We start from the raw sequence: 14,790 nt of genomic DNA, 5'->3' as shown, positions 1-14,790 counted from the left end.
TTAGAATTTAGATTTTAGAATTTAGGGTTTAAAATTGCAATAGCCGATCGTACTGCCGACCTATGATATCCCAAGTGTATTGGCTTTCAACGAGCGATCGCGCGCTGACAGAAAGATCCTGTCTTAGCTGCTGATTTTCAAACAAACTGGTAATCGCCTCAACATACTCGTGAACTTTGTTCGCCCGCAAGGCCCTTCTCGGTTGTGGGCCGCCATCGACGGCTAAACCCTCCAAACCTCGATCGCTGGCAACCACGGGGGTTCCCGCAGCCATCGCCTCCAAAGTTTTATTTTTAATCCCAAAACCTATCCGCATCGGCACCACACAAACAGCAGCTTGATGCAAATATTCTGCCACCCTTTGCACCCGACCCACTACTTGAATTCCGGGGAGTTTCCCCAAGGCGAGCACTTCCGGGACTGGCGAAGCCCCGACTAGGGTGAGGGTAGCATCGGGATAGCGCTGCTGCAAAGGCGGCAGTATTTGCAAACTGAGAAAGCGCGCCGCGTCAATATTGGGCAAATTGTTCATTGCGCCTGCAAAAATTAAAGTATGTCCTCCCGGATCGATCGACCGGTACGGAAATTGGGTTAAATCCACGCCGTTAGGAATTACATCTATGGAAGGTACAAAAAAATCTTGTTTTCCTCGCACCTGAACCGGAGGCAACAGTAATTCTAGGAGTTGCTCTCTGTCTGTGGATGTGGTCGCAACAATGCGGGAGAATTTGGAACAGTAGCGTTTTTCGTAGCGGGCGAGTAGCGGTAAATTTAGTCGATCGCGCAGGGGTTTTTCCGAGGTGCCGGTTGCTAACATTTCCCTGCAAGTTCCCCAAACGGAACTGTGAATGTTTGCCACTGTCAGCACTTTTTGCCGCCATTCTGGACGCACGTAAATCTCGTTAACGCTGTGTTCGCAGGTGACAGCATCGCATTTGCCTGTTGTTACCAATTCGTCTGCCCAATTCTGCATTGCTTGGGAGTAGCTTGAGAGTACGTTCGGAGGCGTCCCGGACAACAAAAATCGACTGAATCTGTGGAATTTTCCTATTATTTCAGAGAACCCCCCCTCAGTCCCCCCCTTGTTAAGGGGGGGAGGTAAGAAGTCCTCCCCCTGGTTAAGGGGGGGAGGTAAGAATCCTTCCTCAGTCTCCTGGTGGAGTCTTAGCCCCCCCTTAGCAAGGGGGGGTTGGGGGGGTGTCTGCGAGTTGGGAAAAACTGCCAATTCTGCAACTTGCTGGCGCAATGCGTCGATTTGTGCGTCGGTGACATCGGGCGATCGTACAGTTCCGAGAATTACATCATGGCGCTGGCTCAAGTATTGTAATAAATTAAACGTCCTTACCTGAGTTCCTCCGCGGCTTGGCGGATAGGGAAAAGTCGAGGAAAGCATCAAAATCTTCATGGGATGTGGAATAAATAAAGTTGCCACTTGCGCGATAAAATTGATTGATAAAATCTTTTTAACAATCTTCGCACCTATGGACGAATTATCTGTTAAGGCGCTGCTCGAAGACTTGAAAAAGTCTGACGAAAGCGTGCGCGATCGGGCAACTACAGAACTCTGGCGTACTTGGTTTAACCAGAAGGGTGAGTATGGGATGCAAATTCTCAGGCGATCGCAAGTTTCGCTGGATGCAGGCGATGTTCACCACGCTTTGGATTTGCTGACGAAACTGATTGCGGAAGCGCCGGATTTTGCTGAAGCTTGGAACCGACGCGCCGTACTTCACTATACCCAAGGAAATTATAAAAAGTCGATCGAGGACTGCGAAATCGTCCTCAAACTGAACCCGGTACATTTTGGGGCGTTGCATGGTCTAGGTTTGTGCTACGCTGCCTTGGGAGAATACATAAATGCTATTCAAGCTTTTCGTCGCGCTTTGGAAATTCAACCTTTTGCTTTGGTGAATCAAAAGTTAATTCTCGAATGTACGGCTCGTTTGAGTTAAAATCAACTGTGGAGTGAAGGAAGAAGGAAGAAGGAAGAAGAAAGAAGGAAGAAGGAAGAAGAAAGAAAATCAATGGTTTCAGAATTTTTTCGTAATCTCAAGTCTCAAATCTCAAATTGTTTAAGTTAGTGCCGAAAATTAGCGTTTGCATTCCTACTTGCAATCGAGTTCATCTGCTGGCTTGTGCGATCGCCAGCGTGCTAGATCAAACTTATACAGATTTTGAATTAATTATCTGTGATGACGGTTCCACTGACAGCACTCCACTGTTGATGTCGGAATTTGTCGATCGCGGGATTCGCTACATTCGCCACCCGCAGAATATTGGCAAGAGTAATAATATGCGATCGGGCTTTGCGGCGGCAAGGGGCGAATATTTTATCAAGTTTGACGATGACGATCGCCTGAGCGCGCAATTTCTAGAGCGGACATCTGCTATTTTAGATAAAGACCCCAGCATCGATTTTGTCAGTACGGATCACTGGGTGATCGACATTAATAATTATATTGACGAAAACCAGACGAAACTCAATTCGCAGCGGTGGGGCCGCACCGAGTTGTCGGCTGGAATTATTGAAGATTTGCTCTCGGCAGTTTTTCTGAGACAAAGTTTACAAATAGGGGCAACTTTGTTTCGCCGGCGCGCGCTGGAAGAAGTAGGATTTCTGCGACCGAATTTGCAAAATTGCGAAGATAACGATTTGTTTGTGAGACTTGCGATTGCTGGCAAAAAGTGCTATTACTTGCCGGAGCTGTTGATGGAGTATCGAGTTCATGCAGGACAGCAAGGAGTCGATCGGGCAATTCCGTATTTAAGCGATAAATTGCGCTATTTGACCGGCTACGAGTTTGAGTCGGAGAAGTTAGAAACAGTCAGGGTCAAAAGGATTGCAGAAACTCAATTAGCGCTAGGTTTGCGACTGATTGAGGTGGGTGAAACTGCAAAAGGGCGCCTGATGGTGCGGGCAGGAAAGTCGGTTTCTGCGGCGAAAATGTGGGCTGGTTTGGGATTGTCGCTGCTGCCCGTCGAGTTGCGTCCAAAAGCGTTTGAGTTTGTGCGAGAGTTGATGAAATAACCATCAATAAGAGTTATTAATTCTCAGCAGCGGATAATATATTAATGTTAATTAGAGTACGGGGTTTTGTCTGGGCTTGAGATTTGCTCAGATTTGGCTCGATCAAGAACTTGCCGGGGATCGTTGAGAGAGTCGGCAGCAAAAAATAAAAATTCGATCGCACAGGTTTTACATTTAATTAAGAAATTAAGAAATACTGAAAAATTAAGTATTTACGAGTTTGACATCGATCGGGCACGACTACAGACCTTTCCTTGGGTCTGCCCTGCTTGTGCTATCTGTCAGGCGATTAGGGAAAACTTTTGCCCTGAGAGTGGGTGAAGGAATCAAAGTCAGCATTGTTAAATTCTGTCTATTTTATTAATGCACCACTCATCTCAATAACTAATCAGATTCGTTTTAATAATCTCAAGGGCGACATCTTCGGCGGTGTCACGGCTGCCATCGTCTCGCTGCCCCTGGCCCTCGCCTTCGGGGTCGCTTCCGGAGTCGGGCCGATCGGGGGACTGTACGGTGCCATTTGCGTTGGCTTCTTTGCGGCGCTGTTTGGCGGTACCCCGACACTGATTTCTGAACCCACAGGGCCGATGACTGTGGTGATGACTGCGATCGTCGCATCCCTCACCGCCAGCAATCCCGAACAAGGGCTAGCAATGGCATTTACCGTTGTGATGCTGGCGAGGTTGTTTCAAATCATCTTTGGTATTTTCAAGCTAGGGAAATACGTCACCCTGATGCCCTAAAGCGTGATTTCCGGCTTTATGTCGGGAATTGGCGTGATTTTGATCATTCTGCAAATTGCACCGTTTCTGGGTCAAGCCCCTCCCAAGGGCGGTGTTTTGGGCACTTTTATGGCAATTCCGCAGTTGCTGGCAAACGTCAATCCGCCGGAAGCAATTCTCGGTGCCTTGACGGTGGCAATTATTTTCCTGATGCCCAAAAAGCTGAAGAAAATCGTGCCCCCGCAATTGATAGCGCTGATTGTCGGCACGGTAATTTCCATGACTGTGTTTCAGGGCACCGAGATTCGCCGGATTGGTGAAATTCCGGTGGGACTGCCCCCCTTGCAATTGCCGACTTTTTCCGCCGGTCAACTCACGGTGATGTTTGTGGATGGGGTGATGCTGGGGATGCTGGGCTGTATCGATACCTTGCTGACGGCGGTGGTGGCGGACAGTCTGACGCGGACGGAACACAAGTCCGATAAGGAGTTGATCGGTCAAGGAATTGGCAACATCGTATCGGGGATCTGCGGTGGCTTACCGGGCGCCGGGGCAACGATGGGAACTGTGGTCAATATCCAAACAGGCGCGACTTCGGCGTTGTCGGGTTTAACTCGGGCCTTGGTGTTGCTGGTGGTGGTTTTGGGGGCGGCGAAGTTAACTGAACCGATTCCGATGGCGGTGTTGGCGGGGATTGCGCTGAAGGTGGGGATTGATATCCTTGACTGGAGTTTCCTGAAACGATCGCACAAAGTATCTGTTAAGGGTTCCCTGATCATGTACGGGGTGCTGTTTTTGACTGTGTTTGTGGATCTGATTGTGGCGGTGGGTGTGGGCGTCTTTATTGCCAATATCCTGACTATCGAACGGTTGAGTAGTTTGCAGTCTGCGGGAGTGAAGCTGATTTCCGACACGGATGATGAGGTTCTCCTGAGTGAGGAGGAGAAGCAACTCTTGGATCGGGGTCAGGGGCGCGTGTTGCTGTTCTGCTTGAGCGGCCCGATGATTTTTGGGTTGTCGAAGGCGATTTCCCGCGAACACAATGCTATGAAGGATGCGGATGCTTTGGTGATGGATCTGACTGCTGTGCCGATGCTGGGGGTGACGGCTTCGCTGGCGATCGAAAATGCGATTCGCGATGCCTGCGATAAGGGGTTGCAGGTTTACATTGTCGGTGCGAGCACGAAAATTCAGCAGCGCTTGCAGAAGTTGGGATTGTTGGATCTGATCGCGCCAGAGCATTTCCTGAGCGATCGTACCGCAGCCTTGCGACAAGCCGTCGCTGTGGTTGACAACAAAGGCATCCCCTTGGGAGTGCCGGTGTAACAAGGCGCGAATTCGCCCAAATAGTAGTGTTTTAGCAGGAGTGCCAGTTTCTCCTGCTATTTTTATGGATCGATCGATCGTTTTATCTCGTTTCCGGTTGCATCAGTATTGTTCAAGTGTCCAAACAGTCAGTTGTCCCGAAAGCATAATTTTACCCAACAGCCAACAGTCAACACTCAAGAATCAGGTCTGAGTGCAACCGGAATTGATATGAATTCTTGATTTTCTTCAGTCCCCCTCTGCTGGAACCAGAGGCAAGTTGATACGAGGTTTTAACCGCCGAGTCTTCAGGCGTGTCGGTTTACAAGTAGAAATTATCCGATTGATATAGCGGGTAGCCACGGAATATCTGTAACGCCTGGGTCGTACCCGAGTTGTTTGAGTAGTGTGCTAATTTGCCCTCTATGGTGAGTTTGATGATTGAACATATGTGTCACCAAAACCCAAGTCGGTAGCACGCGGCATTTACCATCTACATTGCTTGTGTACTCAAACGGTTGACTCAACCAGTCAGGATTAAGATGTCTAGACCATTCTATAATTTGCCGATCCGTTGTCTCCCGTTCTGCTCTCAAAACCTCAAATTCAGCATACAGTTCTTGACCGATAACGGTACCAGAAAATGGGTGAAGAGTGAAACGCCCCATCCATGCTTTGTCACCATACAGTAAGTGATTCAAAGTGCCATGAATCGACTTAAAAAAGGCACCCATATCCTGTTTGCGCTGTTCATCAGGAATTGCCGAGCAGACCGAATATACATTTTGATTCATCCAGCAATTGTACTCAGCCATTAGCTGGTAGTAGCTACCGTCGTACATACTCACAACATAATCACATAGTTTGAACAACTTACATTATACAAATAGGTCTTTCACAATACTTTTGACTCTAATTGGTCTAGATAAATAAATTCAGGAGATTTAACTCCCGCTTCCTCTCCTATTTTAACCCGTGCAGGCGACTCAAACAACGCTCTTGCATCTGTTGTGGATGTCCACGGGTCGGAGAAAATTCTTCTCCGTTTTCTCCAATGATTCTCTTGTTGATTTGTAGGTAGCGAACACAGCCCAACTACCTACAGGGTTTATATTACAAAGATTTAGTCTGATATACTGATACTTGAAAACTAGGATACCAAGTACGTAACTGTTCCGGTGTCATCGAGAAAATTTGTGGGATTACTTTCATCGCCGCTAACGCCCCCCTAGTCTGCACAAAACCCCGTTGCGGTTTGAAGCAGTCACGACAGAACTCAAGGAGCAACCTGGTTAGGGCAAACCGATAAACAGCAAGCCTAATCCCGCTCTTAAAATTATTATTTAACAAAAATAAGGCTACAGCATTTAATATCCCTAATTGCACATTTTTAAATCTATTCAACCTTTCGACTTGAGTTTGCAAGTGACAAATTTTAGCTGGGAAAGCGACCACCAGCGCGTATTTTTGGGAAATTCGGTAACTTAAATCCGAATCTTCAGCTATTGCCCCACGAGTCAAAATCTCGTTAAATCCTCCTACTTCTCTGACTATATTGGTGCGAAAAGTCATGCGACAACCGTGTAATAAAGCAATATCAGCAACTAAGTCGGGTCCGAATGTTGCCCCCATATTATAATTATAATATTGACCGTTATAAGGAATAAGTAGCTCGGTTTGATACCAAAATTGACTAAGGTAATTACTAAAACTGTTCTTTAACCTTTTAATCCCTGAATCCGATGATATTGCTTGACTTACTGCATCTGATGTTTCATCCTTATCTGGTTCGCTATCAGCTAAAACTCCCATGATACCTCCTATTAGCCCCTTTTCATCCATCTCATATATCTGCATGACTTTTTCGGCATAGTCAGCATACATAAAAGCGTCATCATCAATGAAAAATACAACATCACTCCGGCAAAATTTTAATCCCACATTCCTTTGGTGAGTTAATGATTTTATTTCGGAACCAATATAAATAAATTCTGGTTCTAGTAAAGTCGCGCCTAAGGAATTTGCGATCGACTTTTTGGACTCCTGCCACTCATCACTAGCATCAACGATAATCATTTGTTGAGGTTGGCGAGATTGTTTGAGTGTTGCTTCCAAACATTTAAGCAAAATTTCTCGACGGTTCAGGGTACAAACAACTAAGGACCAAGTTAGCATACAATAATACCTCTAATATCCGAGGACTTGATTATAACGGTCATAATGCTTTTATAGCAGACGGGAAAGGGCATCAATAAACTGCTTCCATCCTTTAGTATTAAGGTGGTCGTATTCTTGGCAAAAATGCCAACCACCAAGCGGGTGCGACCGCGCCCTAGAGCCAAAAGTTGTCGCGCTTCCACTTCCCCGAGGCCACAGGTTTCACCCCAAACGCCAGAATCACTTGGCGCGTTTCGGTTTTCAGTCCCAAGCGGGTCCCATCTTAACCCATGATAGCGCAATTGTTTTCCCTTTCCAAACAACTGTTAATAGGTCAACAGGGCTGGGGCGATGTTTTTTTAAAGCGCTCATGGGCATTGGGTTCAAGCTTTAGGCTCTGTGGACGGGACACTTTCAATAGCGAGTAAATTATACGCTAGTGACGCTAGAAAATCCAGCCAACATCGAACAAAGCGATCGCCCTTGATGCCGAAATTGATTGAATCTCTACTACAGTGGTAAACAGTGCCCCATCTAAGTTTTTCCTAAATATCGTGTCTATATTTTCTGAAATTCCGACTGTGTGGTTGCAAATTTCCCTCGTGGGTATCTGGTTGGGTTTGATTTTACTGGTAGCTGAAGGGTTAAATCGCTTTACTTCTGTCGATCCTGAAGTATCGCGGAAGGTGGTGCACATCGGTACTGGAAATGTGATTTTGCTGGCTTGGTGGCTGGAAATACCCGGTTGGGTGGGGATTTCGGCGGGGGTTTTAGCAGGTGCGATCGCCCTAATTTCTTACCAAGTTCCGATTTTGCCCAGTCTTAACAGTATCAACCGCAAGAGTTTGGGGACTTTTTTCTATGCTGTTAGTATCAGCGTTCTCGTAGCTTGGTTTTGGCCGCTACAGCATCAGGAGTACGCTGCTTTGGGCATTTTAGTCATGACTTGGGGCGACGGATTGGCTGCTGTCATCGGCCAGAAATACGGCAAACATATTTATCGAGTTGGGGGAATCCAGAAGAGTTGGGAAGGTTCTGCAACTATGTATTTGGTGAGTTTTGCTGTTAGCAGTTTGATTTTGCTGACGGTTCAAGGCAATATTTGGCAAACTTGGGCTGTGTCTGCTGTTGTAGCTTTGGCTGCTGCTACTTTGGAGTCGGTTTCCAAGCTGGGAATTGACAATCTGACTGTGCCGATCGGCAGTGGGGCGATCGCCTTTTTCCTAAATCAATTTTTGATAATGGGTAATGTGTAATCTGAACTTACCCCCACGGGCGGCGTTGCTGGATACAGATATGAATTCAAGATTTCCCAATTGCTATAAACGGCGTGGCTGAATACAGGTATGAATTTCAGATTTCCCAATTGCTATAAGCCAAGTCTGGTGAGTTTTGTAACTTCAAGCGAAAAGGTAATTCATACCGTGAATCAGCAACGCCAATTATCAATTGTCTAAGTCTCGTTAAAGCAGCCGACGTGCTTGTAAAATTTGTTGTTGCCATTGCTCGAAAGCGGGGATTTTTGAGCGATCTTCTGTTGGAAACATCGCCCTTATTTGCTCCATAAGCTCGATCGCCAGTGGTACACCAAGCTGCAATTGTTCCAAGACATCCCGCTGAGCAAAAACGGTTTCTGGTGTTCCTTCTAAAATCAGTTTTCCTCGATCCATTACAAACACCCAATCCGCCCAGCGGTAGATGAAATCGAGGTCGTGACTTGCTAAAAGGATGGTGGTTCCGGCGCTGTGAATTTGTTGAAGTAAACCGATCAGTTGTCGGGTGTGACGCGGATCGAGATAAGCGGTAGGTTCATCTAACAGCAGCAGTTTGGGCTTGAGAACCATGATATCGGCGATGGAAACCCGCTTTTTCTGGCCCAAACTGAGATTGTGAATTGGTTCGCGGGCGAGTTCGCTTAGATCGAATTGCTCGATCGCCTGCTGCACCTGTTGAGCAATTTCGGATTCTCTTAAGCCTAAATTGTACAATCCATAGGAAATATCTTCTTCTACCGTCGAAGCTACTAATTGATGTTCGGGATTTTGAAAGACGAGTCCGATTTGTTGGCGCAGTTGCATCAAAGATTTGCGATCGTAGCGAAAGGGTTCACCTTGCCAGCTAATGATTCCCTGTTGCGGTTGATATAAGCCATTTGCTAACAGAAAAAAGGTAGTTTTGCCACAGCCATTTTGACCGATCAGCCCGCACCGTTTCCCAGCGGGGACTTTGAGGTTTAAATCATGAATTGCCGATCGCGAACCGCAGGGATAGGAGTAGGAAGTGCCAGCGAATTCGAGAATCCATTCAGACATATTCGTTATTTTTTATTTTTTATAGCCTTGTTCCCAGACTCTCCCTGGGAATAAATACCCGGAGGCTATGCCTCCAATTACCAATTACCGATTACCGATTTCCATTGTATAGCAATCCTTGCAGGAGTCGTAAACTTTTTACCCCACCCCAACCCTCCCCTTATCAAGGGGAGGGAGTAAGAAATTCACAAATGATTTAGGATTGCTATATTTGTGTCAGCCTTGATCTGATTTTGACAACTGCCAAAGTTGCATTTCATAACAGAGATGTTTCTCAAAAAGTTGGCCCGCTTCCAATCCTTCAACCACTAGCTTCTTGAACCAGCGACGAAATATCCAGCGCAGGAATTTGTGGACGGGGGGAACTGTGATGGCAATCAAATCGGCAACATAGATCATTGTATTTAGTCCATATCTGCGAAAAGTATCGACATACAAATCGATAGTCGGCAAAATATTGGCGGAAATATCCTCAGTTTTTACTAAAGTGAATCCAGCCTGCTTTAATGCTGCATGAAGTTCGGTAACAACATGACAATTAGAGAACATTCCCTCTTTATAATTAGCATCAGAGCGCAGCATATCAGCCAGCAACACGTAGCCACCCTGATTGAGGATTTTGGCGGCACCGTTAGCAATATCAACAGCCGACATATACTGGCTACTTTCGCTAAAGAGAATAAGATCGTAGAAATGGGTTGCTTTGAAGTCTTCAAACCTCGTGAGGTGGAAGATTGCCCGATCGCCCGTACACTTAAGAAAGCGCTGTTGTTGGAACGGATCGGGTGCGATCCCTTCGACTGCAAAACCTCGATCGAGCAAATAAGCCGCATTTCCGCCAATCCCACAGCCCACATCGAGTATCGTATGAGTGCCTTTGGGGATAGCATCCAACAGTTTTACAGTATAAGCTTGCTGAGCGACGCGCAATCGTGCGATCGTTAGTTCGTCAGCGGGCACAGGTAGGGTTTCCCAATAGCCGTAGTGAAGGTAGGGCGAATCTGTCAGGCCCAAATAGTAATTAAGCGCTGCATTTTGGTAGCGAGTTACCTTGGAAATTTCGATGGATTTTGGCTGCGACATTCGGAAAATTTAGTAAGTTTTAGGATTTCGGGCAGAGTTGAAATTCTTCCCAGCGCTTGCATACTTGTTCATAGCACTCAACAGGAGAAATTGCCAAGTTTTGCAACAAATTGATATCAATCTGACCGTTGGCGATCGACAAAAATATAATTGCTTCCTTGGGTTCGTAGCCAGCAATGATTTGGAGCAGATTTGAAACAGTGTTCTCCTCTATTTCTAGTTGTTGCAAATAAACCGTTGCCTCCAAGTCGGAAATAAATTGCAGATCGTACTTTATAGTATCTACGCTCCAATTCACAGAACCGTTAATGGGAGTATTGATTTTGCAAGCAACCAAGCCTCGTCCTTGATTCAAAAAGCCATTCCAAGCAGTATGTCCGATCGGCAAAATATTCTGGTGAATAAACAAGTTTTGCCAGTAGCCAAAACTACCCTGCCAAACACTATCTTCGATTCGCATTTCTTTTCATTTCCATTAAAATAAAATACGCTTCAGAACCCAGAGCGAATTACATCAGCGTTCATCTGTGTTTATCTGCTGATATCTGCGGTTAAAAAACCCCAATCCAATAATTAAAAAAATAATAAACTCACCATCATCCATACCTCGCAGATGAAAAACAACAGGTAAACAAATCGGCGGGCATCCTGACTCAGAGCTCCAATGATCTCATTACAGTTGCGGGACAGCGCCGGATTCGCACCGAACTTTCCCCCTTGCGTCTGATGGCTGTTCTCCATCAGAGCCGATCGATATACGGGGATATTACCACTATTGGGGATATTTGACAAAAAAGCGATCGGACATCTGCAACAATTATTGTGGGGAGTAGGGGTTAGGCATCCTGTCGGCCCAAGACTTCCTTTTCAAGTCTATATTGTGATTCGGTGTGTCGCCAGTCATCCCAATAATTTTTTCATTGAGAAATTCATGCCTCTCCTGAGAATTGACTTCAGCTTCTAGATATTATTCAGCAATGTAGCTTTTGGTTTAAAAGGGCGCGATCATATACAACGCTCTCCTTTAATTTCGCCATTTCATTTTCTATTAAAAATCATGTTAATTAAACATAAACTTGGATTTTAATCAGGCTAAAAAACAGGCCCGATGCCTGTTCCCCAAAGAGTTAAGTTGATTGTGAAGTGGGCAGGATGCCCGATCGCACTTAACAAACTTACCGCAGCGGGACAAAGTTATAGCCAGTGCTTCCTCCTTGTTTAACTTCCACTAAAATCGGCTTACCAGCCCGATCGCCCGTGGGCAAAAACTTCACATCCTCACTTGATCCCGGTGTAGAGAAATTCGGATTTCTGAGTGCTTGTTGCAAGCCTTCCCGCGTATTGCTTTGCCGCAAGCCAGCGATGACAGCTTGAGTCGCATCAAAACTCATTGCTGTCCGCCAATTTACTACTCCTCCCCAGCGCTGACTGGCATTTTTTGGGAAAGTGCTGCCGGGATTAGTTTCAGGATGCCAGGAAACAGCCAAAACAAGCCCGTCAATGTCTTTTTGCCCGTCTTTTAGCGTTTGAAAGGTGTAAAGAGTTGAACTGCCGTAAAGCGGCAATTTGCCTTGATTTGCACGGGCTAGATCGATCGCGCGATCGAGGCGCTCGATGTAGGGTGCTAGCATCAATCCTTCTGCTCCTTTGCTAACAGCATCGGCAATGGCATTGTTGGGATTAAATGTTGGCGCTGACAAGTCGCAGACAATAGGAACTAATCTGCCACCTGATGCTGAAAGAGAGGCAATAAATTCATCCTTAAAGGAAGCGCTGCCAGCAGCTTGAGAGTCGTAGCAGAAGGCAATATTGGCTTTGCCTGCTTGTTTGACGATATACTCTGCTAAAGGAGCAGTCGTCGAGCCACTATTTAGCACAGTCCGAAAAATATAGCTGCCAAAACCTGACAAATTATTCGTACTGCTGGTAGGTGTGATCATCACCAGTTTCTTTTCCTGATAAACTGGAGCGGCAGCTAAAGACGCAGTGCTGTCATTGTGTCCGATTACCGCTAGAATTTTCTGGTCATTTGCTAATACTGCTGCAACTTCTTTGGCAACTTCTGGACGGTTATTGTCATTGACAATTTCAACTTGCAAACCGACACCGTTAATTCCTCCCCTAGCGTTGATTTCATCTTGAGCTTGGGCGACACCTCGGAGGATTTCTTGGGCGATGTTGGGGTTGCTGCCGCTCGGCACGCTGACGGCAATTTTCAGAGAAGTGCGATCGCTTACTCTCGCATTATTCAAATAGATTACCGTTTCCGGATCGTTGCGATTTTGTTGCAGCGAAGCCTGAAATTTTTGAACAGCTTCTTTGTAATCTCCTTTGGCAAAAGCTGTAACGCCTGCTTGCTTTTCGGCTGTTGTTTGCGATGTCAGCAATATCTGATTTCCTAAACTCATGCGAGTTGCGATCGCACCCGATGGACTCGATGCCGATGGACTCGTTCCCGATGTAGGTGTATCTGAACTTTTGGATGCCAATAAACCGGGAAGGAACTTGTATGCGCCCAACCCAATTAAGCCGAAAATGATTATAAAAACAATGGGTGGCGGACTTTTTCTTTTGTTAGTATCTTGATACATGATTTGTTCTCCTTATTTTGATATTGTTTGGAGGCTCTTCCTCCGGGTACGCATTCCCTGGCAGAGCCTGGGAACAAGAATAATTAGTTTGATCGCACGAAAGCAAACTTACCGCAGCGGGACAAAGTTATAGCCAGTGCTTCCTCCTTGTTTAACTTGTACTAAAATCGGCTTACCAGCCCGATCGCCCGTGGGCAAAAACTTCACATCCTCGCTTGATCCTGGTGTGGAAAAACTCGCATTTCTGAGTGCTTGTTGCAATCCTTCCCGCGTAGTGCTTTGCCGCAAGCCAGCGATCACAGCTTGAGTTGCATCAAAACTCGTTGCTGTTCGCCAATTCACAATTCCTCCCCACCGCCGACGGGCATTTTCTGGGAAAGGGCTGCCGGGATTAGTTTCTGGATGCCAAGGAACGGGCAATACTAAGCCGTTAACGTCGCTTTGCCCTTCTTTTAAAGTTTGAAAGGTGTAGAGCGTAGTGCTGCCGTAGAGTGGCAATTTGCCTCGATTGATGCGTGCCAGAGAGATGGCGCGATCGATGCGATCGATGTGGGGTGCTAGCATCAATGCTTGTGCTCCTTTGCTGACAGCATCGGCGAGGGCAATGTTGGGATTAAAAGAGGGTAACGAAAAGTCGCAAACAGTGGGAACTAATCTGCCTCCAGCAGCAGTAAGAGCTGCCACAAATTCATCTTTAAATGATATGTTATCGGGTGCTTGCGAGTCATAACAAACGGCAATATTAGTTTGGCGTTCTGTTTTAACTACATATTCTGCTAAGGGAGCCGCCATTACGCTAATATTGGGGACTGTCCGAAAGATGTAGCTGCCAAATCCTGAGAGATTATTGGCAAAGCTCGTCGGTGTCACCATTACCAGTTTTTCTTGCTGATATATCGGAGCCGCTTCGAGAGACGCATTGCTAGCATTGTGTCCAATTACTGCTAGTATATTCTGATCTTTTGTCAATGCCTTTGCAACTTCTCTGACCACTTCTGGACTATTGTCATCGTTGACAATTTCTACTTGCAGTTTGCCGCCGTTGATGCCACCGCTAGTATTGATTTCATCCTGAGCTTGGGCGACACCTCGGAGGATTTCTTGGGCGACATTGGGGTTACTACCAATGGGGACGCTGACAGCAATTTTTAAGGAAGAACCATTGCTGGCTGTAGCCTTATTCAAATAAATAATGGCATTATTCAAATAAATAATGGTTTCGGGATCGTTGCGATTTTGTTGCAGCGAATCCTGAAAATTTTTGACGGCTGCTTGGTAATCTCCCTTGACAAAAGCTTCAACGCCGGCTTTTTTTTCTGCTGTTGTTTGGGATGCCAGCAATATCTGATTTCCTAAACTGATGCGATTTGCGATCGCCCCCGATGTATCTGAACTTTTGCCCGGGAATAAACCGGGAATAAACTTGTACCCGCCAAACGCAATTAAGCCGAGGATAATAAAAACAATGGGCGGCGGACTTTTTCTTTGGTTAGTATGTTGATACATGATTTGTTCTCCTTATTTTGATATTGTTTGGAGGAGCTTCCTCCGGGTACGCATTTTCAGCTCTGCCTGGAATGAGAAAATCTAAA

The 14,790-nt window shown here is 46.1% G+C and carries 12 protein-coding genes, 3 pseudogenes and 1 riboswitch; of the genes and pseudogenes, 4 read left to right on the top strand and 11 right to left on the bottom strand.

Annotation, left to right across the window (positions count from 1 at the left end; all coding sequences use genetic code 11):
- Positions 1-28: 28 nt before the first annotated feature.
- Positions 29-1,405, bottom strand: a complete 1,377-nt coding sequence (locus D0A34_23980; protein UNU21496.1) for a glycosyltransferase — start codon at positions 1,403-1,405, stop codon at positions 29-31.
- Between the two features lie 76 nt (positions 1,406-1,481).
- On the opposite strand from D0A34_23980, the gene D0A34_23975 reads away from it, so the two are divergent.
- The 3 genes and pseudogenes from D0A34_23975 to D0A34_23965 all read left to right on the top strand — a co-directional run bounded on the left by D0A34_23975 (position 1,482) and on the right by D0A34_23965 (position 5,076).
- The gene (locus D0A34_23975; protein ID UNU22441.1) at positions 1,482-1,952 is read left to right on the top strand and encodes a tetratricopeptide repeat protein; all 471 of its coding nucleotides are present in this window, start codon (positions 1,482-1,484) and stop codon (positions 1,950-1,952) included.
- A gap of 128 nt (positions 1,953-2,080) precedes the next feature.
- Complete coding sequence (locus tag D0A34_23970) at positions 2,081-3,028, top strand: glycosyltransferase (GenBank protein UNU22440.1); 948 nt, start codon at positions 2,081-2,083, stop codon at positions 3,026-3,028.
- 374 nt (positions 3,029-3,402) lie between these two features.
- A pseudogene (locus D0A34_23965) lies at positions 3,403-5,076 on the top strand (SulP family inorganic anion transporter).
- Between the two features lie 314 nt (positions 5,077-5,390).
- Here the strand turns inward: D0A34_23965 and D0A34_23960 are convergent.
- The 4 genes and pseudogenes from D0A34_23960 to D0A34_23945 form a co-directional block, all read right to left on the bottom strand.
- A complete protein-coding gene (locus D0A34_23960) occupies positions 5,391-5,897 on the bottom strand; it encodes a damage-inducible protein DinB (GenBank protein ID UNU21495.1) in 507 nt (168 codons plus the stop codon).
- A 53-nt stretch (positions 5,898-5,950) separates the two neighbouring features.
- Positions 5,951-6,076, bottom strand: a pseudogene (locus tag D0A34_23955) (antibiotic biosynthesis monooxygenase).
- A 92-nt stretch (positions 6,077-6,168) separates the two neighbouring features.
- Positions 6,169-7,230, bottom strand: coding sequence for a glycosyltransferase family 2 protein (locus D0A34_23950; GenBank protein UNU21494.1), 1,062 nt, complete (start codon positions 7,228-7,230; stop codon positions 6,169-6,171).
- Positions 7,224-7,535, bottom strand: a complete 312-nt coding sequence (locus D0A34_23945; protein ID UNU21493.1) for a hypothetical protein — start codon at positions 7,533-7,535, stop codon at positions 7,224-7,226. The genes D0A34_23950 and D0A34_23945 overlap by 7 nt, the downstream gene beginning before the upstream one ends.
- A 231-nt stretch (positions 7,536-7,766) precedes the next feature.
- Here D0A34_23945 and D0A34_23940 point away from each other — a divergent pair, with 231 nt between their 5' ends.
- Positions 7,767-8,468, top strand: coding sequence for a phosphatidate cytidylyltransferase (locus D0A34_23940; GenBank protein UNU22439.1), 702 nt, complete (start codon positions 7,767-7,769; stop codon positions 8,466-8,468).
- A gap of 207 nt (positions 8,469-8,675) precedes the next feature.
- Here the strand turns inward: D0A34_23940 and D0A34_23935 are convergent, their stop codons facing one another.
- From D0A34_23935 to D0A34_23910, 6 genes and pseudogenes are all read right to left on the bottom strand, one after another.
- The gene (locus tag D0A34_23935; GenBank protein ID UNU21492.1) at positions 8,676-9,524 is read right to left on the bottom strand and encodes an ABC transporter ATP-binding protein; all 849 of its coding nucleotides are present in this window, start codon (positions 9,522-9,524) and stop codon (positions 8,676-8,678) included.
- Between the two features lie 216 nt (positions 9,525-9,740).
- Positions 9,741-10,607, bottom strand: a complete 867-nt coding sequence (locus D0A34_23930; protein ID UNU21491.1) for a methyltransferase domain-containing protein — start codon at positions 10,605-10,607, stop codon at positions 9,741-9,743.
- Positions 10,608-10,626: 19 nt separating this feature from the next.
- Positions 10,627-11,067 carry a hypothetical protein gene (locus D0A34_23925; GenBank protein UNU21490.1) on the bottom strand — a complete coding sequence of 147 codons (441 nt, stop codon included), beginning with the start codon at positions 11,065-11,067 and terminating at the stop codon, positions 10,627-10,629.
- A gap of 160 nt (positions 11,068-11,227) precedes the next feature.
- A riboswitch (cobalamin riboswitch) is annotated at positions 11,228-11,373 on the bottom strand.
- Positions 11,374-11,484: 111 nt separating this feature from the next.
- A pseudogene (locus D0A34_23920) lies at positions 11,485-11,586 on the bottom strand (Uma2 family endonuclease).
- 196 nt (positions 11,587-11,782) lie between these two features.
- The gene (locus D0A34_23915; GenBank protein ID UNU21489.1) at positions 11,783-13,198 is read right to left on the bottom strand and encodes an ABC transporter substrate-binding protein; all 1,416 of its coding nucleotides are present in this window, start codon (positions 13,196-13,198) and stop codon (positions 11,783-11,785) included.
- 108 nt (positions 13,199-13,306) lie between these two features.
- Complete coding sequence (locus tag D0A34_23910) at positions 13,307-14,704, bottom strand: ABC transporter substrate-binding protein (protein ID UNU21488.1); 1,398 nt, start codon at positions 14,702-14,704, stop codon at positions 13,307-13,309.
- Positions 14,705-14,790 lie beyond the last annotated feature (86 nt).

The organism is Microcoleus vaginatus PCC 9802, from assembly GCA_022701275.1.
In the GTDB taxonomy this organism is placed as follows: Bacteria; Cyanobacteriota; Cyanobacteriia; order Cyanobacteriales; family Microcoleaceae; genus Microcoleus; species Microcoleus vaginatus_A.
Note: the sequence above shows the minus strand (reverse complement) of the source record. Positions and strands in the feature narration are given on the sequence as shown.

What these genes read in the sequence shown, in the direction of transcription:
- D0A34_23980 (UNU21496.1), bottom strand. Translation starts at nt 1,405, where the DNA reads ATGAAGATTTTGATGCTTTCCTCGACTTTTCCCTATCCGCCAAGCCGC.
- D0A34_23975 (UNU22441.1), top strand. Translation starts at nt 1,482, where the DNA reads ATGGACGAATTATCTGTTAAGGCGCTGCTCGAAGACTTGAAAAAGTCT.
- D0A34_23960 (UNU21495.1), bottom strand. Translation starts at nt 5,897, where the DNA reads ATGTACGACGGTAGCTACTACCAGCTAATGGCTGAGTACAATTGCTGG.
- D0A34_23950 (UNU21494.1), bottom strand. Translation starts at nt 7,230, where the DNA reads ATGCTAACTTGGTCCTTAGTTGTTTGTACCCTGAACCGTCGAGAAATT.
- D0A34_23935 (UNU21492.1), bottom strand. Translation starts at nt 9,524, where the DNA reads ATGTCTGAATGGATTCTCGAATTCGCTGGCACTTCCTACTCCTATCCC.
- D0A34_23930 (UNU21491.1), bottom strand. Translation starts at nt 10,607, where the DNA reads ATGTCGCAGCCAAAATCCATCGAAATTTCCAAGGTAACTCGCTACCAA.
- D0A34_23925 (UNU21490.1), bottom strand. Translation starts at nt 11,067, where the DNA reads ATGCGAATCGAAGATAGTGTTTGGCAGGGTAGTTTTGGCTACTGGCAA.
- D0A34_23915 (UNU21489.1), bottom strand. Translation starts at nt 13,198, where the DNA reads ATGTATCAAGATACTAACAAAAGAAAAAGTCCGCCACCCATTGTTTTT.
- D0A34_23910 (UNU21488.1), bottom strand. Translation starts at nt 14,704, where the DNA reads ATGTATCAACATACTAACCAAAGAAAAAGTCCGCCGCCCATTGTTTTT.